The organism is Neobacillus sp. NPDC058068 (genome assembly GCF_042885335.1).
Taxonomy (GTDB): domain Bacteria; phylum Bacillota; class Bacilli; order Bacillales; family Cytobacillaceae; genus Neobacillus.
Genome location: NZ_JBHVSI010000009.1, coordinates 79862 through 102163 on the forward strand (window position 1 = coordinate 79862; position 22302 = coordinate 102163).

Consider the following 22302-nt stretch of genomic DNA (forward strand, 5'->3'; position numbering starts at 1 on the left):
ACCCATTGAAAAGAGAAAGCAGTATTCCTTCTTCTTTAAATAGAAAAGAATGATTTAGAATTATGAAAAATGTGATAATATACCTCATCTATTGAAAGCTTCTTGATTTGGGATATGGTTTTAATCGATTCTTTCATCATGGAGGGTTGGGTCATCTTTCCAGTGAAAGGTCCTTCAAAAGGCCATGGACCATCCGTTTCGACCATGATTTGCTGAAGTGGATAGGATTGAACGAGCTGCTGAATTTCCTCTTCATACAAAACATCGGGCGTGACAGAAATGTAGTACCCGTTATCTGCCATTCGCTTTATTGTTTTGGAATCACCTTTGAACCAATGGAAATGGGCTTTTGGAACGGAGTTTCTCTCCAAAAGATCACAAACGATGAGTGCATCCTCATAAACAGCATGAAGGACGATAGGTTTTTCTAATTCCTTACAAAGTTTGATAAATGCTTCTAATAGTTCAATGTATTGGCTACGTTGAAGAGTCGTTAGTTTTTGTTCTTTTCCTAAATAATAAGGGAGCCCTACTTCACCAATTGCGACCATTTCATCTTGATTGCTCTTGATCCAACTGAAAAGTTCAGCCATTTGTTTCTCCGTAGGGGGCGTCTGCTCAGGATGATAGCCAAAAGCTGGCTTCACCTTTGAGTATCTTTTGGCAAGATCCTTATTTTTCTTACTCGATTCTAAATCGAAAGAAACGGATATTAGTGCTTCTAAGGATGAGTCTCTTTCAATGATATCCTTTATTTCTTCATCGTTGTAATGATCTAAATGAATATGTGCATCAATCATTTTTAACAACGTAATCACTCTCCTGTTTTTGTGGAAAATGGGCGGAGCGTCGCATAAATGCGTCAGCCTATCCCGTCTAAAGTTTGATAAATATATTTACCACTTTAAATTTGTGAGGTACTGCTCTGCTCACACCTCCTTTATTATGTTGGTATATAAACTCATATTAGGCTGATTTCCATGCCTAGATTTCGAGTTGAGACTCATGATAGTTTTTTTAGAGAATAGTAAATTTTCCTTTTCCATTCTAAGAACTCGTCTTCTAGAAATAGACTTTCCTCTCTTGGACGTGAAAAAGGAACATGAAATTCGGCTGCCACCTGAGAAGGTTTATTGGATAAAACAATAATTCGGTCAGATAGAAATAATGCTTCTTCAATATTATGTGTCACGAAAAGGATGGTTCTTCGATGTTCTTCCCAAATCGATAAAAGCCATTTTTGCATATCAAGTCGTGTTAATTCATCTAAGGCCGAAAAAGGTTCGTCCAAGCAAATGATGGATTGGGGACTTAATAATGCTCGAATAAAGGAAGCCCTTTGTTTCATACCACCTGATAATTCATGAGGATATGCATGTTCATAACCCGTTAATCCAGCGATATCGATCATTTCTAATGCTGCTTCTTTTTCTTTTTTTCCTTGAAGCTCTTGCCCAAGCAATACATTTTCGATAATCGTTCTCCAAGGAAGGAGAGAAGGGGTTTGTGGCATATAGCTAATAAACCCCCGTTTTCCGTTAATGACTTGCTGATCTAAGTGAATCGTTCCTTGATCCGGTGAGAGGATTCCTCCGATAAGACTGAAAATGGTACTTTTTCCACTACCTGATGGCCCAAGAATCGAAACAAACTCATTCTTTTCAACAGTAAATGAGAGATCTTTGATGACTTCATTTTTGTCAAATTGCTTAGAAATATTTGAAACAGTAAGATGACTCACTTTCATTTCGCCCCTTTCAACTGCCACCGAACGAGCCAGCGTTCAATCAGAACGATGATAGAAAAAAATAATAAACTTAATGCCACAATAGCAAATATGGCGACAAAAACTCTATCTGTACGGAAGGATGAGGAGGCGAGCGTCATATAAACACCGATACCATCCTTCGCACCAAGCCATTCAGAAATAACTGCACCCATGACACTATAGGTAGCGGAAATTTTTAAACCTGAAAATAGGGAAGGAAGGGCATAGGGAAGCTCTAGCTTCCAAAATAATTGCTTATTCGATGCTCCTGCCATAATCATGTAATGCTTTAACTCATTGGAAGTTTGCTTAAATCCATCTAATGCGGCAACGGTGATAGGAAAAAAGCAAACGAGCGTGATGACGATCATTTTTGGTAATAATCCAAAGCCAAACCAAATCACTAAAAGAGGAGCTAGGACGATAATAGGAATGTTTTGTGAGATGATTAGCAACGGATAAATCGATTCCCGAATGAAAGGGAGCAAGTGCAATAGAATAGCTGTAACTACCCCGATTAATAAACCGAATGCAAATCCGAGTAAGGATAATTTGATCGTTGATAATAAATGAGGGTAAAAGTTAGCCCAACCATCGAAACCCTCATAAAATATTTTTGTCGGAGTGGGTAAAAGCCAATCCGGAACTCCAGTTTTAATCGTAACCGTTTCCCATACAATGAATAAAAGGAGGAGAACCAATACCGGTCTCCACCCTTTCGCTATGATTTTCATCATTATCTATATTTCTCCGTAAGCTGATCCATGGAGATCCCTGATGGCTGGTACAATACTTTTATTTGTGAGATAACGTTACTGCTGCCCATCTCAATCATGCGATCATTCATTTTCGTGATCACCTGTAGTAATTGCTGAAAATCGCCTTCCATTGTGGTTTCAAGCGGATGTACCTCGAATTTTACCCCTGACTCTTGAATCACTCGGATTGCTTCATCTACATAAGGAATAACACTTTCGCCATTTTTTGTTTTTGGTATGATTTGAATACTGATCAGTGAATTTGTCATTTCATTTCCCCCTTATTGTGGTAAAAATTTATTTGTAAATGCTTTTTTAGCATCAAGCTTTTTCTCAAGAAGTCCATTGTCAAACATCCATGTAGCATAATTTTCCCATACTTTTTGTTTTTGCTCGCCCCATCTTGGTGCATCATCCTGATATTTAGAGGCTAGCCATTCTTGACTTTTCTTCACAAGCTTTGGATCCAAGTCAGGCACATCTTTAATTAAAATGTCGGCAGCATCGGATGGATGTTTAATTGCAAATTCATACCCTTTGGAAGCAGCTTTTACAAAAGCTTTTACTGTATCTGGGTTTTCTTTAATCATGTTTTCATTCGTTGCGATAACTGGTGTATAATAATCGAGTTTATCAGAGTAGTCTGTTAGGTATACCATATTGAGCTTTTCTCCACGGAGCTCTGCCTCAACACCAGTCCATCCATAATAAATCCATGCGAAATCGATGTCTCGTTTCACAGCTGTAAAGAAATCAGTATCTCCCATATTGACAATCGAAACTTTATTGACATCGGCATTTTCTTTCTTCATTAAGGAAGAAATAACCGATTTTTCAACAGGTGAGCCCCAGCCACCGTATGTTTTACCTGCAAAGTCCTTTGGTGAAACAATGTTTTTTGCAGCTGGTGAGGCAAAACCAGATGTATTGTGTTGAATAACGGCTGCGACAGAAACAAGTGGAACTCCTTGTATGCGAGCTTGTGTGATCGATTCCTGATAGCTTACGCCAAACTCTGATTTACCTGAAGCCACAAGCTGATCTGCTCCAGCATCACCTGGCATAATGATGTCCACATCTAATCCTTCATCTTTAAAATAGCCTTTTTCTTTTGCCACATATAAACCGGTATGATTCGTGTTTGGTGTCCAATCTAGTACGACAGATACCTTTTTCAGAGAGTGTTTGTCATTCTTGTTCGCTTCTGATGCTGAATTCGAATTGCTACAGCCCGCAATCATTAATAATGAACATATTGCGATTAACCACTTCTTCATTATTCCTATTCCTCCTATGTACATAATAAAAGCGCCCTAGGGGAGAACCCAGGGCGCATATAAGCAAACAAATTTATTTGTTTAAGAATATGTTCCCTCCGCTGGCATTAACCAGATCAGGTTCTAAGAGTCAGCATCTTAAGGATGCTATCTCAACCGGCAACACCGGTCCCCCTACAATTCTAGCTATTAAATTTTATTCCAAACAAATTATAACAGAAACCTTTATTTTGACCAGTGCAAAATATGGTAATTCTTTAGAAAGGAGTGCAACGAAGAAATTCTTCTTTGATATTGCTGTTTTGATTGGGAATAAAAAGGCTATCAGAGCAGTCGGAAGTGCAAATGGCAAAGGATTCATAATTAAGTAATAAGATCAAAAAAAATATCCGGCAATTGGCCGGATAAAAAATATATATTAAAAGGGGGTTGAAAGGGATGAAAAGATTATGTCCGTTTCATGTATTTATCATAACCTTTAGAAATGAACAAACTATGAATAAACGATTAATATTTGATAGTTTTATCAAGCGATTCATTAAATTAATAAGAATTAAATACTGAGGTTGCTAATCTAAAATGATTGCATCACAAAAGTAAATAACTGCTTTATGGTTATTCAACTAGTGAAAGTATGATTCGGCCGCGTCCATGTCCACGTTGACTAAGTTCATGAGCCTTTACTGCTTCTTGCAATGAAAACCGCTGACCAACGTACCCTTTTACTTTCCCTTCATCCATTAATCTTGCAATAGCCTCCAAATCCTTCTTAGCAAACAACCGACTTGGCTTAATCAACTTAACGTTTTCTTCTTGTGCTCTTTCTAATGACGGTTGTCCCGCTATTGAAATTAGTGTCCCGCCTTGTTTAATAACGTTCCAAGATCTCTCAAGTGTCTCTCCTCCAACAGTATCGAAAACAAAGTCCATGTCATGAACGACCTTTTCAAACTGAGTTGAAGTGTAATCAATAACCGTATCTGCTCCTATGGAATAAACGAAGTCCACATTAGCTGGACCAGCTGTCGCTGTGACGTATGCTCCTTTCCATTTTGCAAATTGAACGGCAAACAGTCCTACCCCACCTGCAGCACCATGAATCAGAACCCGATCTTGGGCCGTTACATTCCCGTCATTGATCAATACTTGCCAAGCAGTTGTTGCACCGCCGGATATCACTGCTGCTTCCTCGAATCCAATCGATTCCGGCTTCAACGCGATAGTATCTGTCGAAACGGTCGTATAAGTTGCGTAAGTCCCATTAGAGCTACGTCCAAACACCTTTTGTCCAACTTCAAATTCGGTAACATTTGCTCCTACTTTTTCAATAATACCCGCAAATGCACTGCCTGGAATAACAGGAAAGCGTACTGGCATAGGAATCCATCCTTGACGTAGTTTCCAATCAATTGGCAATACGCCTGAAGCATGAATGCGAACAAGGACTTCACCTTCCTGTGGTTCCGGTCGTTTCAGCTGCGCAACTTTCATTACATCCGGATCGCCAAATTGGTGGTAAAGGACAGCTTCCATCATGTTATCAATCATCGTCCCACACTCCCTTACAGTAATAAATGTGATTTTTTCTCTTTGAATAAACTCGTTAATGAAGTAAGATGGAATTTATTGAGTATACTCACTACTTGTTATATGCTGAGTATACTCAGTATATAACTGTACGTCAAGGAGGTTGTTTATGTCACATTCGGTCGTTCCGACAGCAAGCGATCTGTTACAAATGCTTTTTAAAACCAATCATCTATTGCACCAACAATTCGAAAAGCGCATAACCAATTTGGGCATTCCTGACTATTTAACAGGTCCAAGACTCCGATTTCTCATCGTCCTGGAAGAAAATCCGAATATCCGGATGAACGATATAGCTAAGCAAATTGGAATAAAAGCTCGAACCGTTACTCAATTTGTAGATGCCCTTGAAAAAGAAAAACTGCTCGTTCGTCTGCCGGACCCTGAGGACCGTCGCGCTACACTCCTGCAATTAACCGAAGCGGCTCCCCCTCTCATAAAGAAAGCTCGTACTAGTATGCTTGATGCCGCAGAAACATTGCTTGAACCTTTATCAGATGAACAACGGATTCAGTTTGTAGATATACTGAATACTCTATATAACAATATAATTTAGACGAAAAATGGAAAAAAGATCATTGACACTTTTTTATAACGGGAGTATAGTATGGGTGAAAATTGAATATGTCTCTGTTAGGTGAGGCTCCTGTATAGAGAAACGCTAATGCCCAAAAATGTCGAGAGACGCCAATGGGTCAACAGGAATGATCGGAATGAAGGTCTTTCTTAATTTAGCTGGTATGAACCTATGCTATACAGTGCTAAAACTTCGACGAGGGAGAGGTGCGGTTGTTACTGATGAACTCTGCTTGAAATAAGCAGGTTTATTGGTGCGTGTTTTTAGTATGTAATCAGGCCCTTTCTCGTTGATGAGAAAGGGCCTTTTCATTATGACTCCTTTCTTGGACAATTCATAAAATATCTTGAAAACATAATAGAGGTAAGGAGGTGAGGAACAATGTCGTCTGGAGATACGGTTCCAATACCAATATGTAGCACGTCAATAATGAAACATGTAGGCAGGGAACGACTTGTTCCTCCCTCACTAATAATAGTTAGCTAGGAACAATGGGCTTCCTCCACATGAAAAAAGGAGGAAACGACCAATGTTAAACGCAAAAAAACAACATGGACATGAGCAAATGGACATGTATCGAGCAAATACAAGAGCAAACCGAAAAGGACAAGCTTCCTTTGATCAAGAAATAAACAAGAAAAGTAATGCAATCTTAGTTGAGGTTGCAACAAGAAATGCTAACGCCGCCTTAACTTTTTTAGCAACAACATCACAGGGGCTCTTCGAAAAGGAAGCGGAAAGACGTCTTGAAGTACACGGAAGAAATGAAGTGGCCCACGAAAAGCCGCCAGCATGGTATCTTCAATTTCTTTTGGCGTTTCATAATCCCTTTATTTATGTCTTGTTAGCTTTGGGGGCATTGACCTTCTTTACGGATGATATGCAAGGAACAATTGTGGTAACGTCGATGGTTTTAATCAGTGCAACCATCCGTTTTTTGCAAGAATTTCGTTCGCAGCAAGCGGCTGAAAAATTAAAAGCAATGGTCCGTACGACAGCAACTGTGTCGAGAAAGGGAGAATTTTCAAATAAGTTGGTTGACGATAGCTATACAAAGGAACTTCCGATTGAAGAGCTTGTACCCGGTGACATTATCAAGCTTTCTGCAGGTGATATAGTACCGGCCGATGTTCGTGTCCTTACAGCCAAAGATTTATTTGTAAACCAATCCGCATTAACCGGGGAAGCACTACCAGTAGAAAAGTATGAGAATTGTTTTGGCATAGAGGAAGAGCGTTTTGGTCCACTTAAAGCAAATGGTAACCCGCTTGAAATGGCTAATCTATGCTTCATGGGAACGAATATTGTCAGCGGTAGTGCAGCAGCCGTCGTTGTATCTACGGGTGCCAATAGTTATTTTGGCTCATTAGCAAAAAGTGTCGTCGGAAAACGGCCGCAAACAAGTTTTGATCGCGGGGTTAACAGTGTAAGCTGGTTGTTAATTAAATTTATGCTTGTTATGGCTCCAATTGTGTTATTCATTAACGGTTTTACAAAAGGAGACTGGAAAGAGGCGTTCTTTTTTGCAATCGCCGTTGCGGTGGGGCTTACACCGGAAATGCTGCCAATGATTGTTACAGCGAATTTGGCTAGAGGCGCTGTCAGGATGTCGAAAAAGAAAGTGATTGTAAAACAGTTGAATGCAATCCAAAACCTCGGGGCAATGGATGTACTTTGTACAGACAAAACAGGTACATTGACGGAAGACAAAGTGGTACTGGTCCGTTACTTAGATCCAACAGGTGCCAAAAGTAAAAATGTTCTGCAGCTTGCCTATTTGAATAGCTTTTATCAAACCGGATTAAAGAATCTCATAGATAAAGCAGTCATAGAACATACTGAAGAAAAACATCAATTAGATACTAGTGAATTTTACAAAGTAGATGAAATTCCGTTTGACTTTGCGCGCCGTCGTATGTCTGTCATTGTCAGGGATGCAAGCAATATGAATATTATGGTGTGTAAAGGCGCTGTTGAAGAAATTCTATCCATTTGTACGCACACAGATAGTAACGGTAAAGTCGTGCCGCTTACGGACATGATGAAGCATCAAATTAGACATCTTAGTGAAGAAATGAATGCTGATGGGATTCGCGTCATCGCCGTTGCCTATAAGCGAGATGTACCTGATCGTGAAAAAGCTTATTCACATCAAGATGAAGCGGAAATGGTGCTTGCAGGATATATTGGATTTTTGGATCCTCCTAAGCCATCGGCAGCATCTGCGATTCGAACATTAAAAGCTCAGGGCGTACAGGTTAAGATTTTAACTGGAGATAATGAAATTGTTACACGTAAAGTTTGTAAAGAAGTAGGAATCGATGTTGGTGAACCCGTGCTTGGTACAGAAATTGATCATCTATCTGAACAAGAATTAGCAGACCTTGCTGAAACTACGACTGTTTTTTCCAAATTGAATCCAATGCAAAAGTCGCGTGTGATTAATGCATTGCAAGCAAATGGTCATACAGTAGGCTTTATGGGTGACGGCATTAACGACGCCATTGCATTAAAGGATGCAGATGTCGGGATTTCTGTAGATACGGCGACGGATATTGCCAAAGAATCTTCTGACATTATCTTGCTTGAAAAAAGCTTAAATGTGTTGGACGAGGGGATTATTGAAGGACGAACAACATTCGGAAATATTTTGAAGTATATTAAAATGACCGCAAGCTCTAATTTTGGAAATGTATTTAGTGTATTAGTCGCTAGTGCTTTCATTCCATTTCTTCCAATGCTGGCGATACACTTATTAATTCAAAACCTGCTATACGACTTGTCTCAGCTTTCTATCCCTTGGGATAAAATGGATAAGAGTTTTTTAGAAAAACCAAGAAAATGGGATACTTCCAATTTACGTAATTTCATCATCTGGATTGGCCCAATTAGTTCAATTTTTGACATTATTACGTTTGTCGTCATGTGGAACATTTTTGGTGCGAATACTGCTGCCCATCAATCCTTGTTCCAATCTGGATGGTTTGTGGTTGGTTTGCTCACTCAAACATTGATTGTCCACATGATTCGCACAGAAAAAATTCCATTTATCCAAAGTACGGCAGCTGTTCCAGTTCTGTTATTAACAGCACTGATCATGGCGATTGGAATTTACATCCCGTTTTCACCATTAGGTGCAGCCGTCGGATTGCAGCCACTGCCACTTAGCTATTTCCCATGGCTCGCCGGAATTTTAATCGGCTATGCGTTATTAACGCAATTCTTGAAAAAATTCTATATTAAGAAGTTTAATAGTTGGTTATAGGGATAATATTGTTATTTTTACAAAAAATATTGTTAATAAAATCAAGAGGGGAGGTTACGTCTGTAATCCTCCCCTTTTCTTTTGACGGGGGTGAAAGGAATGGTATGGCAAGACATAATCATTCGCTTAATGGTAGCAATATTTGCGGGAGCCTGTATTGGAACAGAACGTCAATGGCGCCATCGTATGGCAGGTTTACGAACGAACGCCCTTGTTTCATTAGGCGCCTGTTTATTTGTGTTAGTATCTGTCATGATCCCGGGAGAGTCAAGCCCAACAAGGATTGCGGCTCAGGTTGTAAGTGGAATCGGTTTTCTCGGAGGAGGAGTAATTATTCGAGAGGGCTTTAGTATTCGCGGATTAAATACGGCCGCTACACTATGGTGTGCCGCGGCCGTTGGAACCCTTGTTGGAGCGGGATTCCTTTTGCCAGCAATCATCGGAGCCTTAGGTGTTGTTTTAGCAAACATTGTCCTTCGCCCGGTTGCATCAATTATGAATAAAAAATCAAGAGATCAAATATTAGAAAACATGAACTATGTAATCTCTGCAACGTGTTTCGATCATGAGGAGGCACATATTAGAGTATTATTAATGCATATGGTTCATTCAGAGGGTATTGGTCTGAAGGAATTGTACAGTGAAGACATCGATGGCAATAACAAAGTAACTGTTCGAGCAGTTTTACATTGTGATGTAAAAAAGGCAGTACTTATAGAAAAAATCGTGAGCCGGCTGAGTTTAGAGTCTGGTGTCACAGCTGTTGGGTGGAAAGACCTTTCAGAGCCAGATGCTGATTGACACATATATGTTTTCAAATATTTTTAGTGAAAATAAAGAGTGTTGGCTGTAGTTCCTAAGGAAACCGGGTGGGTACACGTAGGACAAAATGGTACTACTTGTATGCAAGCGGGCAAATGGCGGCAAACACAACTATTCAAGGGTATAAGCTTGATTCAAATGGTGTTTGGATAAAGTAATCTTGTGAAAGAAAACTGTTGCCTGCTCCCCGGTGCGTTAACGCTTTTGCACACTGGGGGGCAGGCACCTTTTTTCTGAAGGGCTTGTCCAAACAAGATTACTATGCCAATATATAGGCATATCAAGAACGCCCTAATAAAATTCAAATTCGAAATCCAAATGGAAAGGATTTCGATATTCGGCAATTTCAGGGGTTAATGGAGGAAACAACGATATGTCTAATTTACCAAATTGTCCAAAATGTAATTCAGAATACACGTATGAGGATGGAAGTCTTTTTGTTTGCCCAGAATGTGCTCATGAGTGGGCTTTAGACTTAGAAACTGAAAATAATGAAGATCAAAAAGTATTCAAAGATGCAAATGGAAATGTTTTAACCGATGGGGATTCTGTGACAGTAATCAAGGACTTAAAAGTGAAAGGGAGCTCATCAGTTTTAAAAGTAGGTACGAAAGTTAAAAATATCCGTTTGGTTGATGGGGATCACAATATTGATTGCAAAATTGAAGGTTTTGGCGCAATGAAATTAAAGTCTGAATTTGTTAAAAAGGTTTAAATGATGTAGTGCATGAGCGGTGCCTGATCCCCGAAGCAATAAAGTATTAACGCAACGGGGATCAGGCACCTTTTTCAATATAACTTCACGAATTTTTCATGTTCCTGAATAACAAGACGGATAAATTTTTCTTTCTTATCTTCGTTGCTCTTGAGAATCTTTACATTTTCAGGCTTGCTTAAGAAACGTTTAACCTTCCTATTATGCCAAATGATATAATTATATCGATAATCATTATTCAATTGGGAAAACCATTTCTCTCCCATTAACTGATCAATATTTTTTTCAAGTTTTGACTTTGAAGTAGGAATAATCGACTGCAAAAGACTACTAAGTAAATCAACAATAAAATCACTAATCATCATCACTACTACCCCTTCTCATTACTTTTTCAAGGTAGACTGGAAAGGAACATGTCTTTGTTATTAGAAGTAAATCTATGCTGTGGGCACCACGGCATTAAGGCAGGGTTTTACCTTCTGAATGATAAACCACTTTCCTGCAAAGCAGATCTAAGTTTAGGTAAAGAAGCAGGGCCCATACCGTGAAATTGCAAAATTTCTTTTTCACTATATTTTGAAAGCTGCTGTAAAGAAGTGATCCCATTGTTTTCTAATGCTCGTCTTGCTGGAGCCGAGAGTAATGAAAGAAATCCTTGACTTGGTTTGCGCTCTTGCTCACAAGTCGGACAGGTTGGACAATCGCTGCTTTTATAATAGTTGTGTCCTTTGTTGCAAGTTCTTAAATATTTTTCCGAAGGTGCCATTTGAAATATCCCCTCTTCTAATGAAATTGGCTATTGTACTTAATCCCCGGCTCGCCATAACTTAGCTCCGCTTTTTTAAGGTTACAATTCCTTTTTCCGCAAGGTTTCGTTAAGCAAATGGAGTTCAATCTCGATGGCTGCTAACTGTTGTTCAAGAGGAGATAAATTCCCTTTTACGTTCTCCAATTTTTCTAAGTCATTCTGTAGACGAACATATTCATATTTTAATTCGCGAATTTTATATTCAATTTCTTTTTTATCCATTTTCATTCTCCCTCATTTTTGTTGGTTTAAATGATTATACCATTTAGTATAACGAGCAAAAACAGTACAGGAATAGCTAGTTCCAAAAATGAAGATCCGATCGATTTGTAGCTGTTAAATATTTTAATTTGTCTAAACATCCTTCAAGTATGTAAAAAAGCTTACTCAAAGAGTAAGCTTAACCTTGATAAACACTATCACATGTTCCAGCTTTTGGTTCATAATAACAATGATTTTTAAATTGACCAGAATGAGGTTGACCGTACCATGTTGGAGGGCATGGGGCGTATGGATTAAAATACCAAAGTGCATATTTCCCTGGGTGTTCTCTCCAATATTCCAAATTCTGTTTTGCTAATCTTTTTTCAGCAGATCTCGCCCTTTGATAAAAGACATTCCCTTTCTGAACAGCTTCAAAGGAATAATTTCCTCCTTGTACTTGAAAAATGACTTTGGGAATCGTTCTTACTTCTTTAAAATCTAAACAATCTGCTATCACGCGATTTACAATTACATTTCCAACATATAACATTCCCTGTTTTCCTTCACCTTCGGCTTCAGCTCTCATCATCCTTGCCATTAAGTCGACGTCAGAACTTCGATAATTTACTCGTGGCATTTTTTCACCTCCAAAATATAGTATGAAAAAAAGCCTACATTGATGTAGACTATTTTCAATAAAATCAGCTTTCAGCCTACGTTCAAAAACTTTTGTTTCCCAGAGGATAGGGTATTTTTTTGACATAAGGCAAATTTTTCAATAGTATCATTAGCAATTCGATTTATTTACAGGAGAGATAAAGATGAAAATTTATGTTGATGCAGATGCTTGTCCAGTAAAAGATATTATTATCTCGGAAGGGACGAATGCGGCAATTCCTGTCATCCTTGTTACGAGCTTTTCACATTTTTCAACTGCGGAACAACCATCAGGAGTGGAAACCATTTATGTTGATTCTGGAGCGGATGCTGCGGATTATCGGATTATGAAATTAGCTGACAGAGGAGATATAATTGTTACCCAAGATTATGGTCTTGCGTCGCTCGGATTAGCAAAAGGGTGTAGAGTCCTCCATCATAAAGGCTTTACCTATACAAATGAAAACATTGATCAATTATTACAAACACGTTATTTAAGTGCCATGGCTCGAAAAAGCGGAAAGCGGACAAAGGGGCCAAAGCCTTTTACAGCAGAAGATAGGGAGCAATTTAGGGAGCTTTTTAAAAGAGCCATTGCTCAAAATACATAACCACAAAGTATATTCTTCATTGCTTTTTGCATGATTAGTTACGATGTGAATATACTCGAATGATATGATCTAGCCTTACAAGAATAAGTTCGTAAATGGATGACGATTCTATTATTCTTAAGTATAATTCAAATATAAGAGGCTATTAGGGCGGTGAGTATAGGGTGAAAAAAATAACAGTCGAAAACTTAGTTCGGAAGTTTTCATTGAAAGTTGTGGCCGGTGAAAGCCAGCTGCAAAAAATAATTACGCAATCACGGGTACATCGTCCGGGCCTAGAATTTGTTGGCCATTTTGATTTTTTTCCGACAGAACGAGTTCAAATTCTAGGAAAAAAGGAAATTACCTATTTACATAAGTTAAGTCATGAGGAACGGAAAATACGAATCGGAAATATCGTCCATTATCATCCGCCATGTTTTATCGTAACGGCTGGGGAAGAAGGACTTACCTACCTAACTCACCATTGTGTAGAACAGGGTATCCCCTTGTTAGTAACAAACAAGCCTGAGTCAACTTCAGATTTTATCACAAAATTGGATGCGTATTTGGTGAAGGAATTAGCACCAGAAATTGCTGTGCATGGAGTTTGTATGAATGTGTCCGGCATTGGGATTCTACTTCGCGGTCAATCAGGGGTAGGGAAAAGCGAGACGGCTCATACGTTAATTCGCCGCGGACACCGGCTGGTTGCTGATGATATTGTTGTCCTAAAGAAGCTCAGCCCACAAACCATTCTGGGTACGCATGATGAAAAAACCAAGGAGTTTTTGGCTCTGCGCAGTATTGGGTTGTTAAATGTGGTTCGCTTGTACGGTCGTAAGGCTTTTCAAGACGAATCACGAATTGCTCTTGATATTAATTTAACGAAATGGGAAAAGGATGCCTTGTATAATGATTTGGACCAGGAACTTCACTATACAGACTATATGGGCGTTAAGATTCCATCAATGGAAATTCAACTCCAGCCTGGACGTGATGTGGCGGGGTTAATTGAGGCAGCCGCAAATAACTGGTATTTGAAGCAGCAGGGATACAGTGCAGCAGAAGAGTTCATGAGCAGGATTGAGGCCGATATTACGAATTCAGGTAAGGAATAACGATTAATTTAATAGTTAGCTAGATGAGTTATGAGTAAACTGGAGGAGAATCTGATGTCACTTTTATTAACGGATCATCTGGGGAGGCATGTGAATCTCTCCACTGTACCAAAGCGCATTATTTCCATTTGTCCTGCCATTACTGAGACACTCTTTGCCCTCGGTCTTGAAAAAGAAATAGTTGGCCGCACAAAATATTGCATTTTTCCTAAAGAGGTTGTAGAAAACGTCCCAATCGTAGGCGGTACAAAAGAAGTGAATGAGGAAACCATACGTAAATTACAACCTGATCTTATACTAGCTGAAAAAGAAGAAAACACAAAAGAAATTGTACTTGCACTAGAAAAAATTGCTCCAGTTTTCGTTTTGGAGGTACAAAAGATAGACGATTCCTACCGGCTGATAGAAACGCTGGGATTACTGACAAATAGAGAAAAGAAAGCTAATCATCTCACCGCATCCTGCAAAACATCCTTCCCCGACCGTTCGTATAAGCAGAATCTAAATGCAGCCTATGTTATTTGGAGAAAACCATATATGGTGGTTGGCGGAACGACATACATAAATGATGTATTACATACACTTGGCTTCCAAAATCCCTTCGAAAAGGGAGAATCAAGGTACCCTATCGTTACAAAAGAGGAGCTTGCAGATGCAAATCTTGATGTGCTTTTGCTTGCTTCCGAACCATTTCCATTTCAAGAAAAACATCTAGCAGAATTTCAAGCATTTCTACCGAATACAAAAATCTTCTTAGTGGACGGTGAAATGTTTTGGTATGGAGCGAAAATGGTAATAGCAGGCGCGTATTTAAAAAAATTAACAAAGAAAATAGAGAAGAGCACTATCTAGGTGGCGGTATTAGCATTCTACAAAGGTAAAAAGAATTAGACGAATAAAAGAGGTGCCTGACCCCCGTTGCGTTAATGCTTTAACGCGATAGGGGTCAGGCACCTTTTTACTTTTTATTCCTTTTGCCACTTACATTCCTAGTGAGTCTCTTAGAAAAGTTGTTAAATATTCGGTATCGGTTATTTTCTTATTGCATTCGCTGCTATCGGTACAAATAAGATTGCCGATGGCCCTGTAATAGTCCGAGTTTTTATGTTTTTTCTCTTTTGTTACTGTGGAAAAATAGGAAACCTCGCTAAAACAATTACAGAAGGAACAAATATTTTTTTTACTAGTCGGTGAAAATTTACATTCAATGCCGACCATTTTTCCATCTAGCTCATATACAATTAATTTTTTATTAGAGCTTAGATCGTTCCAGCTTAAATAGGTCAGCATGCTGTGGTCTATATTTGATAAATCAGGCAGCTTTAATTTTTTATTCTTCGGAAACATTTTTTTCAGCTGCTGCTCGGTGATTTTTGGAAATGGCAGCAAAAAGGCAGAAAGACGCTGGATATATTCCTCATACTCGGCATCTGTCTTCAGTCTGGAAAGATCCAGCATTTCTTGTTGATCCAATGCTGCATTTGGAAAGAGGTCCAAGATTTTGGCATTGGCTAAGTCAATCACAGTTGCCAAAACGGTTGGGGCTACATTCTTTTTGGTGCTGTCCTTAATGAAAGCGATCTGTTTTTTTATAAAATTTAACTGTTCGTTTTTAATAAATTTTTCGGTCATTGTGTTTATCTCCTATCATTTTGCCGTACCTCTTTACACTTATTATAAAGAGTACGGCAAGCTTATAAAATGGAGAAAATAACTGTGAAACGTTTTTTACATAAAACAGCACTGATGAAGGATTTCACCAGTGCTGTTTCGCCTACTTTTTATGTGAATAAACAATTTTCTTAATGGTTTCGGTTGAGAGATAATATTCCTCGGCTAAATGCTGGATACTGCTGCCGCTAATAAAAGAATTTCTAATGGCAGCATTACGGCGATCAAGCAGACGTCTTCCGCCACTTGAGGTTCCCCATTTCCGATACTCCGTTTCCGGCTTAGGAATGTAAAGGGTTTCCCCCTGGACATACTTTTGGATTTCCACGATTAGCTTCTCAGGTAAAACTTTGTTCGCATTAATATATTTCAATTTTGCCCGCTCCTTATTTTAGTTTTTGAAAAATAAGGTGCAAAGCCAAAATAGTAGAAAAGCTTGTTCAGCGATATAATTAATTATTTCGCCCCATGCAAAGTATCGCCTTTCTATTAATAGGCTTTGCATGAGTAGTAGTAGTACCAGACAATCTTAAGTGATTCTCCAACTGTAAGCACCCCCGTTAACGTTAATGCTTGTATTATATCATTTTTCCATTAATTGTGGCGTTACCATAATAAAAGGTGCCTGACCCCCATCGCGTTAAAGCTTTAACACGCTGGGGTCAGGCACCGTTTTTTTAATGCTGCAGGAATGCCAGTTGATAAAAAAACAACAGCGCAAACAAGTAAAGCAGTGGATGGACTTCACGCCATTTTCCTTTGACTACCTTTAGCAGCGGGTAGCTAATGAAACCGAGGGCGATTCCCGTTGAAATGCTAGATGTGAGCGGCATGCTTAGAATAATTAAGAATGCCGGGAAGGCTTCTTCAAGTTTGTCCCAACGGATTTTTGAGATGCTGCCCATCATTAAGCTGCCGACAATAATGAGAGCTGGTGCGGTAATCGCAGAAAGACCAGATACTGCGCCAACGAGCGGCCCAAAGAAGGCTGATAGAATAAACAGAATTGCAACTGTAAGCGAAGTTAAACCAGTCCGGCCGCCGGCTGCGACGCCTGAAGTAGACTCAATAAAAGCAGTTGTCGGGCTCGTGCCAAACATTGCGCCAATGGTAGTACCAATCGAATCGGAAAGTAAGGCTTTGCGGGCACGCGGTAATTTGCCGTTCTTCATTAACCCTGCCTGATTCGCGACACCTATCATGGTGCCAGTTGTGTCAAAAATCGTGACAAGAATGAACGAAAATACAACGGTATAAAGGCTGTGCTGAATGACATCTGTCAGCGCCGTTATTGGATTGGCAACAATTAGTCCCACGGGAAGGGAAGGTGCTGACATAAATCCTTTGTCGAAGGAAAGTTGGTTGGTAAAGTAGGCGATTATGGCCGTAATAACCATTCCAAAAAATAAGGCACCATTCACGCCAAGTACCATTAATACAAGGGTGACGGCTAGTCCAACAAGCGCCAGAATTACTTCTGGGGAGTGAAGGTCTCCCAAAGTGACTAAATTAGTCGGATGAGCCGTGATAATCTTTGTAAGGCGCAGGCCGATAAAAGCAATAAATAAGCCAATCCCTGCCGTGATCCCATGTTTCAGGTTTTCTGGGATTGCTTCCATTAATTTTTCCCGAAACGTAGTTAACGATAAAATGACAAAGATAATCCCAGCAACAAAAACAGCAGCAAAGGCCGTTTGGTAGGTGATTCCTTGATGAGCTCCGACAACGGAATAGGCAAAGTAAGCGTTGAGTCCCATTCCCGGAGCGATAGCGATGGGGTAATTGGCAAAAAGCGCCATCCAAAGTGTACCAACAACAGCGGCAATAATGGTCGCTGTGAAAACTTGTTCAAACGGAACGCCTGCATCAGAGAGAATAATCGGGTTAACAACCACAATATATACCATGGTGAAAAAGGTTGTGATTCCGGCAATTAATTCCGTTTTTGTATTTGTTTGATTTTCTTTTAACTTAAACATCAATGTTTCCTCCAAAATACGAACTATTTTTTAAGAACCTATATATATTATTCGTTTTTAGATGAAAATTCAATAGTTAAATGTTATTTTACCCAATTTGATGGCTTTTATTATGGAGGTGCCTAACTTACGCTGGGGGTCAGGCACCTTTTCCTGAAGGACAAAATAAATCAAGGCGAACAGTATCTGAAACTGTTCGCCTTGATTTAAAGGAAATTAAGATCCATTTTAGTGTGGATACTTCTGACTATGTTAATGATTCTTGATTTGTTGAGGTTGTTTTTCTTCGTTCTTGTGGGATGATTAGATTTAGAATTAACGTAGCGATCGCCCCAACAGCTGTTCCGGAAGATAAGATATAATTTGCAAAGTCCGGGACGCCGTTTAGAATTTCCTTGGGAAGAACGATAGTACCAACTGTTAATAGGATAGGTACCCCAATTACCATCATATTGCGGTCATCAATGACAACATTCTGGATTACCTTTAATCCGTTCATGACAATTGCTACACAAACGACACCGAAAATTCCATTGATCACTGGTTCAGGAACGCATGTAATAACAGCTGATAATTTAGGGATTAAGCCCAATGCGACTAGAATAATACCAGCACTGATGATTGCCATTTTGCTTGCTACTCCAGTAATAGCAATGATTCCGGCGTTGGAGGAATACCCAGTCATAGGTGTTCCTCCGAAAAGCGAACCTACGAAACAGCCAATTCCTTCACCGACAGATGCTCGGTTCAATCTCTTTTCATCTAATTCACTGCCAGTTACAGTTGATACAACGAACCATGTCCCGGTGGTCTCAATTAAGATAACCAAATAGATAAATATCATTGTTAATATAGCTTGTAAATTAAATATAGGTTTCCCGAATGGAAAAAAACTAGGAAAGGAAATCCAAGATGCCTCTTTTACAGAGGAGAAATCAATTGTTCCAAAAAGTGAAGCAGTAATGGTTCCAGCAATAATGGCAAGGATGACAGAAACTAAGCGGAAAAATGTGCCATACCCTTTTTTCTTTCGTCCAAGAAGAATACAAATGATTAACACTGCAGCAGAAACAAACGCAATTAATACATTGTGCCCTACGTTTCCAGGTGCACTATAAATGCTAGTAAAGGCACTAGGCATTAATGAGATCCCTACAATGACAATAACTGTTCCTCCGACTAGCGGCGGGATAATTTTATGAACAGCTTTAGCAAACCATTTTAACGGGTATCCAAGGACTGCAATAATTAATGCACCAGGAAGAAGACTCCCAAAAACGGCTCCCAATCCCAGCTTGCCTCCAATTGCGGCCAAAGCACCTATCGGGACGTATGAGGGACCCTGAACTACCGGCAATCGCAGGCCGCCAATTGTTTGAATAAGTGTCGCAAGTCCTGCTGCTAGAAAACACATTTGAATGAAAAACGTAGTATTCATCGAATCTAACGAAAGCAATCCAGCAATGATGATTGGAGCAATATACAGATCCATCGCAAGTACATGCTGCATACCAAGCAAAAAGGCCTTTCCCCAACTAATTTTTTCATCGATGTTTACAACAATGTTCGTGTTTTGCCCTCTTTGTTCCACGGGAATATTCCCCTCCATTTAATATATATTTTAAAAATAACCAACCGGAATACAAGAAAAAATAGCATTTGATCATTAAAAACAAGTGGATCTTTAGGTGTTTTTCGCTAATTTTTATCATTTTGTAATTTGATTATCACTATCGATTTAGTTAAAACTATACTTGCATTATAAAGAAGGATTACCTAGATGTAAATATTAAAAATACGTATATTAAAAATAAAATTTAAATAATTGTTCGTGTTTTTATTGACTATTTATTAACGGCTTCATAGAATATAGGTATCATAGGAATAATGAAGGGAAGGTCAAAATGATATTGGAAGATAACGTTTTACGCAGTGATTGGATCGTTGTTTGTAAGATAGATGACGTGAAAGAAGAGCCAATGCAAGTTACGGTAATGGGTGAGAGGATTGTCCTCTTCCGAAATGAAGAAGGCATCCATGCCTTTAAGGACTTATGTATTCATCGAGGTGCTGCACTTTCCCTAGGCTGCGTGAAAGACGGAAATCTCGTATGTCCTTACCATGGCTGGGAATATAATTCTGAAGGTACATGTACAAAAATTCCACAGCTCCCTGAAGGAAGGTCGATTCCTTTAAAAGCAAAGGCAATAAAATATTTATGTAAAGAAGCGTATGGATTTGTATGGATTAATCTTAATAATAACAATCCAGAATTCTTCTCATATCCTCAATATTCCGATGCTATTTACAGAAATGTATTGTGGGGACCACAGGAAGTAAATGCTAATCCACCAAGAATCGTCGAGAACTTTCTTGATGTTGGTCATCTTTCCTTTATACATGAAGGATTTCTTGGGGTCCAGGAGCATCCAGTTATTAATGATTATAATGTTCATACGATAGCAGACAGGATTTACTCTGATGAAATCGCCGTATTTCAGCCAGACCCGGATGGCACCGGACAATCTAAGGATGTTTTTTATACCTATGAAATCATACGGCCACTGACGGTTCTCTTCACTAAAAGAGACCCGGATACTGAGAATAAGATGACGATACTGCTAACGATCCTTCCAATTGCTGAATGTAAGTCCATTGCCTATGGAATTATGTCGTTTAACTATGAAACTGGTACAAGTGACCAGGAAATTATAGAGTTTCAAGATATGATTTTCGCACAGGACAAGCCTATCGTCGAAAACCAGAAACCGGAGGAATTACCTCTTGATTTACAAGTAGAACTTTCATTGAAATGTGATCGGATGAGTATTGCCTATCGACAATATTTAAAAAAACTCGGCGTTATCCTTGGCACTGAATAAATTTTAGTGGAACCCAAACCTGAAAAAAAGCTGTCCAAATTCCCCACTTTCACAGAAGTAAATTTATAACATAAGATGGATTACAGAAAAGAATGTGAAAAAAGGGGAGGACTATGGAGTGCCTTCAGTCATTAATTTAGGAATATTTAATGTTAACTCTCCACAGCCCAGCTCAGCAATCTTTATTGGTGAATCAATTGTTACCGGGATGGACGCCAATAGAAAATATAATTTAGGCTTTGGGGGTATTTATGGATTTGGAAATGTGCAGGCCGGAAACTTAGTCAATAATTTAGATAGCTTTGAGGTCATAGACGGGGCAATCTTTGACAATGATATTAAACCAAATTTTGGTCCGAATATATAATGATTTGAACGATATACCTCAATCCATCTATTTGGTCCAGTTTTGGATTGAAGAAAAAAACAACAAGCCCTTATTTTAATTGGGGTTTGTTGTTTTTTCTTGTTGGGCCTTTTCTTCCATTTGTTCTTGTTTGGTTCCTTTCTTTTTCTTCGGAACGCGCTCGTAATTGGTTAATGAGGCAGTGGCATGATCAAAGGTGTTCCGATCTCCGTGGATATTCCCTAAGCCCTGGTTATGTTTTTTTCTGCTTTGGAAGTCTTCAATAAAATTGTTTCCTATACTAAAGCAAGAAGCTTCTTCAATGGTCCCGATTTTGATGGTCCCGATATGAAAGGTCGGGGATAAAATGGGGGAAGACATGAGCTATTCATCCTCCCATGTTTCTTTGTTTTTCACCCAACAATTATAGGTTAACTTATTTTCATTTCCGGACAAGGTTCCAACTGCTTCGTTTATCGTCGTTCCACAAGAAAAATGTTGGTTTCGGTTTTTTTCACCAATGAAAATACCGGCAGCTGTTTTCAGTTGGTCTACGGTAATATTCCCGAATGTCATTTCAATCATATGCAGGATCTCCTTTCCTTTCTTAAGTAGCTTATTCAATGATTTGGGCGTTTGACACCTTTCTTTGCTATTTCTTAGGCAATCGTCACCATCCTAGATCTAAACACATAAGGTACATTAAATAGAAGGAAAGGTGTATAAGAACGATACCTGAACAAGATCTTAACGGAAACGTGGTGATCAGGATATGAAAAATTCGTCACAATTTAATTTTATCGGAGATATCAATGTCCAAACCATGCAAAGGCAATCTGGTATTTTTATAGGGGAAGAAAATAATGCCATCGGCTGGAGTACCCATGGCAAAGAAAATAATGTGATTGGGGGGATTAGTGGTCAGTCTAATCTTCTTTTTCACAATATCTCTATTCTAAATGATCCTGATTTTATCGATACTCCCATTGATGACCGTGATATTAATATTTCATTTGGGAATCCTAGTAAGGAAGATGTTTCGAACATCACGCTTGGATCAGTTAATGTCAATACGATGGAGCAAAATAGCTCTGTATTCCTTGGAAATTCTCATGTGACGGGGATGGACGCCAATGAAAAAGTGAATTATTCACAAGGTGCTGTATTTGGAAATCAAAATCAATTGTTGAATAATGTAAATACAAACAATGATCAAGATTTTATAGATGGCATAATGGAGGATCAAGATATTAAGATTGCAAATTTGAGGTAAAA

27 protein-coding genes and 2 riboswitches are annotated in these 22302 nt (G+C 39.0%); of the genes, 11 read left to right on the forward strand and 16 right to left on the reverse strand.

The window, feature by feature from the left end:
- Positions 1-35: 35 nt before the first annotated feature.
- From ACFVSW_RS12235 to ACFVSW_RS12260, 6 genes are all read right to left on the reverse strand, one after another.
- The gene (locus ACFVSW_RS12235) at positions 36-809 is read right to left on the reverse strand and encodes a TatD family hydrolase (protein WP_387316212.1); all 774 of its coding nucleotides are present in this window, start codon (positions 807-809) and stop codon (positions 36-38) included.
- A 194-nt stretch (positions 810-1003) separates the two neighbouring features.
- Complete coding sequence (locus ACFVSW_RS12240; RefSeq protein WP_387316215.1) at positions 1004-1741, reverse strand: ABC transporter ATP-binding protein; 738 nt, start codon at positions 1739-1741, stop codon at positions 1004-1006.
- Positions 1742-1743: 2 nt separating this feature from the next.
- Entirely contained in the window at positions 1744-2505 is a 762-nt protein-coding gene (locus ACFVSW_RS12245; RefSeq protein WP_387316218.1) for an ABC transporter permease, read from the reverse strand.
- Complete coding sequence (locus tag ACFVSW_RS12250) at positions 2505-2795, reverse strand: thiamine-binding protein (protein ID WP_387316220.1); 291 nt, start codon at positions 2793-2795, stop codon at positions 2505-2507. The genes ACFVSW_RS12245 and ACFVSW_RS12250 overlap by 1 nt, the downstream gene beginning before the upstream one ends.
- A gap of 12 nt (positions 2796-2807) precedes the next feature.
- Complete coding sequence (locus tag ACFVSW_RS12255) at positions 2808-3803, reverse strand: ABC transporter substrate-binding protein (protein WP_387316223.1); 996 nt, start codon at positions 3801-3803, stop codon at positions 2808-2810.
- Between the two features lie 76 nt (positions 3804-3879).
- A riboswitch (TPP riboswitch) is annotated at positions 3880-3989 on the reverse strand.
- Between the two features lie 429 nt (positions 3990-4418).
- The gene (locus ACFVSW_RS12260) at positions 4419-5351 is read right to left on the reverse strand and encodes an NADP-dependent oxidoreductase (protein ID WP_387316226.1); all 933 of its coding nucleotides are present in this window, start codon (positions 5349-5351) and stop codon (positions 4419-4421) included.
- Between the two features lie 148 nt (positions 5352-5499).
- Here ACFVSW_RS12260 and ACFVSW_RS12265 point away from each other — a divergent pair, with 148 nt between their 5' ends.
- From ACFVSW_RS12265 to ACFVSW_RS12285, 5 genes are all read left to right on the forward strand, one after another.
- Positions 5500-5946, forward strand: coding sequence for a MarR family winged helix-turn-helix transcriptional regulator (locus ACFVSW_RS12265; RefSeq protein ID WP_387316229.1), 447 nt, complete (start codon positions 5500-5502; stop codon positions 5944-5946).
- Positions 5947-6012: 66 nt separating this feature from the next.
- Positions 6013-6177, forward strand: a riboswitch (M-box (ykoK) riboswitch).
- A gap of 319 nt (positions 6178-6496) precedes the next feature.
- Positions 6497-9232: a magnesium-translocating P-type ATPase gene (gene mgtA, locus ACFVSW_RS12270; RefSeq protein WP_387316232.1), complete on the forward strand. Its 2736-nt coding sequence runs from the start codon at positions 6497-6499 to the stop codon at positions 9230-9232.
- Between the two features lie 99 nt (positions 9233-9331).
- On the forward strand, positions 9332-10033 hold the full coding sequence (locus ACFVSW_RS12275) for an MgtC/SapB family protein (protein WP_387316233.1): 702 nt from the start codon (positions 9332-9334) through the stop codon (positions 10031-10033).
- A 68-nt stretch (positions 10034-10101) separates the two neighbouring features.
- Positions 10102-10212: a hypothetical protein gene (locus tag ACFVSW_RS12280; RefSeq protein ID WP_387316235.1), complete on the forward strand. Its 111-nt coding sequence runs from the start codon at positions 10102-10104 to the stop codon at positions 10210-10212.
- Positions 10213-10427: 215 nt separating this feature from the next.
- Positions 10428-10769 (forward strand): zinc ribbon domain-containing protein YjdM, encoded by a 342-nt coding sequence (locus tag ACFVSW_RS12285; RefSeq protein WP_387316236.1) that lies wholly within the window; start codon positions 10428-10430, stop codon positions 10767-10769.
- A gap of 74 nt (positions 10770-10843) precedes the next feature.
- Here ACFVSW_RS12285 and ACFVSW_RS12290 read toward each other — a convergent pair whose 3' ends face one another.
- From ACFVSW_RS12290 to ACFVSW_RS12305, 4 genes are all read right to left on the reverse strand, one after another.
- Complete coding sequence (locus tag ACFVSW_RS12290) at positions 10844-11134, reverse strand: hypothetical protein (RefSeq protein ID WP_387316238.1); 291 nt, start codon at positions 11132-11134, stop codon at positions 10844-10846.
- A 107-nt stretch (positions 11135-11241) separates the two neighbouring features.
- Entirely contained in the window at positions 11242-11535 is a 294-nt protein-coding gene (locus tag ACFVSW_RS12295; protein ID WP_387316240.1) for an RNA polymerase alpha subunit C-terminal domain-containing protein, read from the reverse strand.
- An 81-nt stretch (positions 11536-11616) separates the two neighbouring features.
- The gene (locus ACFVSW_RS12300; protein ID WP_387316243.1) at positions 11617-11799 is read right to left on the reverse strand and encodes an SE1832 family protein; all 183 of its coding nucleotides are present in this window, start codon (positions 11797-11799) and stop codon (positions 11617-11619) included.
- Positions 11800-11977: 178 nt separating this feature from the next.
- On the reverse strand, positions 11978-12418 hold the full coding sequence (locus ACFVSW_RS12305) for a cell wall hydrolase (RefSeq protein WP_387316244.1): 441 nt from the start codon (positions 12416-12418) through the stop codon (positions 11978-11980).
- 184 nt (positions 12419-12602) lie between these two features.
- Between ACFVSW_RS12305 and ACFVSW_RS12310 the strand changes: the two genes are divergently transcribed.
- The 3 genes from ACFVSW_RS12310 (at position 12603) to ACFVSW_RS12320 (ending at position 15001) form a co-directional block, all read left to right on the forward strand.
- The gene (locus ACFVSW_RS12310; RefSeq protein WP_387316247.1) at positions 12603-13049 is read left to right on the forward strand and encodes a YaiI/YqxD family protein; all 447 of its coding nucleotides are present in this window, start codon (positions 12603-12605) and stop codon (positions 13047-13049) included.
- Between the two features lie 164 nt (positions 13050-13213).
- On the forward strand, positions 13214-14149 hold the full coding sequence (hprK, locus tag ACFVSW_RS12315; protein ID WP_387316249.1) for an HPr(Ser) kinase/phosphatase: 936 nt from the start codon (positions 13214-13216) through the stop codon (positions 14147-14149).
- Positions 14150-14203: 54 nt separating this feature from the next.
- A complete protein-coding gene (locus ACFVSW_RS12320; protein WP_387316251.1) occupies positions 14204-15001 on the forward strand; it encodes an ABC transporter substrate-binding protein in 798 nt (265 codons plus the stop codon).
- 129 nt (positions 15002-15130) lie between these two features.
- On the opposite strand, the gene ACFVSW_RS12325 is transcribed toward ACFVSW_RS12320, so the two are convergent.
- The 4 genes from ACFVSW_RS12325 to ACFVSW_RS12340 form a co-directional block, all read right to left on the reverse strand.
- Positions 15131-15781, reverse strand: coding sequence for a FusB/FusC family EF-G-binding protein (locus ACFVSW_RS12325; protein WP_387316253.1), 651 nt, complete (start codon positions 15779-15781; stop codon positions 15131-15133).
- A gap of 142 nt (positions 15782-15923) precedes the next feature.
- Entirely contained in the window at positions 15924-16193 is a 270-nt protein-coding gene (locus ACFVSW_RS12330) for a CD3324 family protein (RefSeq protein ID WP_387316255.1), read from the reverse strand.
- 304 nt (positions 16194-16497) lie between these two features.
- Positions 16498-17799 (reverse strand): NCS2 family permease, encoded by a 1302-nt coding sequence (locus ACFVSW_RS12335; RefSeq protein ID WP_387316257.1) that lies wholly within the window; start codon positions 17797-17799, stop codon positions 16498-16500.
- 247 nt (positions 17800-18046) lie between these two features.
- Positions 18047-19390: a uracil-xanthine permease family protein gene (locus ACFVSW_RS12340; RefSeq protein WP_387316259.1), complete on the reverse strand. Its 1344-nt coding sequence runs from the start codon at positions 19388-19390 to the stop codon at positions 18047-18049.
- Positions 19391-19703: 313 nt separating this feature from the next.
- Between ACFVSW_RS12340 and ACFVSW_RS12345 the strand changes: the two genes are divergently transcribed.
- Positions 19704-20681 (forward strand): Rieske 2Fe-2S domain-containing protein, encoded by a 978-nt coding sequence (locus ACFVSW_RS12345; RefSeq protein WP_387316262.1) that lies wholly within the window; start codon positions 19704-19706, stop codon positions 20679-20681.
- A gap of 118 nt (positions 20682-20799) precedes the next feature.
- Positions 20800-21048, forward strand: coding sequence for a hypothetical protein (locus ACFVSW_RS12350; RefSeq protein WP_066082834.1), 249 nt, complete (start codon positions 20800-20802; stop codon positions 21046-21048).
- A 75-nt stretch (positions 21049-21123) separates the two neighbouring features.
- Here the strand turns inward: ACFVSW_RS12350 and ACFVSW_RS12355 are convergent, their stop codons facing one another.
- Complete coding sequence (locus ACFVSW_RS12355; RefSeq protein WP_387316264.1) at positions 21124-21408, reverse strand: hypothetical protein; 285 nt, start codon at positions 21406-21408, stop codon at positions 21124-21126.
- A gap of 3 nt (positions 21409-21411) precedes the next feature.
- On the reverse strand, positions 21412-21612 hold the full coding sequence (locus tag ACFVSW_RS12360) for a hypothetical protein (RefSeq protein ID WP_387316266.1): 201 nt from the start codon (positions 21610-21612) through the stop codon (positions 21412-21414).
- Positions 21613-21799: 187 nt separating this feature from the next.
- Here ACFVSW_RS12360 and ACFVSW_RS12365 point away from each other — a divergent pair, with 187 nt between their 5' ends.
- Positions 21800-22300 carry a hypothetical protein gene (locus ACFVSW_RS12365; protein WP_387316268.1) on the forward strand — a complete coding sequence of 167 codons (501 nt, stop codon included), beginning with the start codon at positions 21800-21802 and terminating at the stop codon, positions 22298-22300.
- Positions 22301-22302: the final 2 nt, after the last annotated feature.

Bases quoted from the DNA above. Each gene is read 5' to 3' on its own strand.
- ACFVSW_RS12355 (WP_387316264.1), bottom strand. From the start codon at position 21,408: ATGTCTTCCCCCATTTTATCCCCGACCTTTCATATCGGGACCATCAAA.
- ACFVSW_RS12325 (WP_387316253.1), bottom strand. From the start codon at position 15,781: ATGACCGAAAAATTTATTAAAAACGAACAGTTAAATTTTATAAAAAAA.
- ACFVSW_RS12250 (WP_387316220.1), bottom strand. From the start codon at position 2,795: ATGACAAATTCACTGATCAGTATTCAAATCATACCAAAAACAAAAAAT.
- ACFVSW_RS12255 (WP_387316223.1), bottom strand. From the start codon at position 3,803: ATGAAGAAGTGGTTAATCGCAATATGTTCATTATTAATGATTGCGGGC.
- ACFVSW_RS12300 (WP_387316243.1), bottom strand. From the start codon at position 11,799: ATGGATAAAAAAGAAATTGAATATAAAATTCGCGAATTAAAATATGAA.
- ACFVSW_RS12290 (WP_387316238.1), bottom strand. From the start codon at position 11,134: ATGATGATTAGTGATTTTATTGTTGATTTACTTAGTAGTCTTTTGCAG.
- ACFVSW_RS12260 (WP_387316226.1), bottom strand. From the start codon at position 5,351: ATGATTGATAACATGATGGAAGCTGTCCTTTACCACCAATTTGGCGAT.
- ACFVSW_RS12245 (WP_387316218.1), bottom strand. From the start codon at position 2,505: ATGATGAAAATCATAGCGAAAGGGTGGAGACCGGTATTGGTTCTCCTC.
- ACFVSW_RS12275 (WP_387316233.1), top strand. From the start codon at position 9,332: ATGGTATGGCAAGACATAATCATTCGCTTAATGGTAGCAATATTTGCG.
- ACFVSW_RS12335 (WP_387316257.1), bottom strand. From the start codon at position 17,799: ATGTTTAAGTTAAAAGAAAATCAAACAAATACAAAAACGGAATTAATT.
- ACFVSW_RS12285 (WP_387316236.1), top strand. From the start codon at position 10,428: ATGTCTAATTTACCAAATTGTCCAAAATGTAATTCAGAATACACGTAT.
- ACFVSW_RS12295 (WP_387316240.1), bottom strand. From the start codon at position 11,535: ATGGCACCTTCGGAAAAATATTTAAGAACTTGCAACAAAGGACACAAC.
- ACFVSW_RS12365 (WP_387316268.1), top strand. From the start codon at position 21,800: ATGAAAAATTCGTCACAATTTAATTTTATCGGAGATATCAATGTCCAA.
- ACFVSW_RS12310 (WP_387316247.1), top strand. From the start codon at position 12,603: ATGAAAATTTATGTTGATGCAGATGCTTGTCCAGTAAAAGATATTATT.
- mgtA (WP_387316232.1), top strand. From the start codon at position 6,497: ATGTTAAACGCAAAAAAACAACATGGACATGAGCAAATGGACATGTAT.
- ACFVSW_RS12345 (WP_387316262.1), top strand. From the start codon at position 19,704: ATGATATTGGAAGATAACGTTTTACGCAGTGATTGGATCGTTGTTTGT.
- ACFVSW_RS12265 (WP_387316229.1), top strand. From the start codon at position 5,500: ATGTCACATTCGGTCGTTCCGACAGCAAGCGATCTGTTACAAATGCTT.
- ACFVSW_RS12320 (WP_387316251.1), top strand. From the start codon at position 14,204: ATGTCACTTTTATTAACGGATCATCTGGGGAGGCATGTGAATCTCTCC.
- ACFVSW_RS12360 (WP_387316266.1), bottom strand. From the start codon at position 21,612: ATGATTGAAATGACATTCGGGAATATTACCGTAGACCAACTGAAAACA.
- ACFVSW_RS12305 (WP_387316244.1), bottom strand. From the start codon at position 12,418: ATGCCACGAGTAAATTATCGAAGTTCTGACGTCGACTTAATGGCAAGG.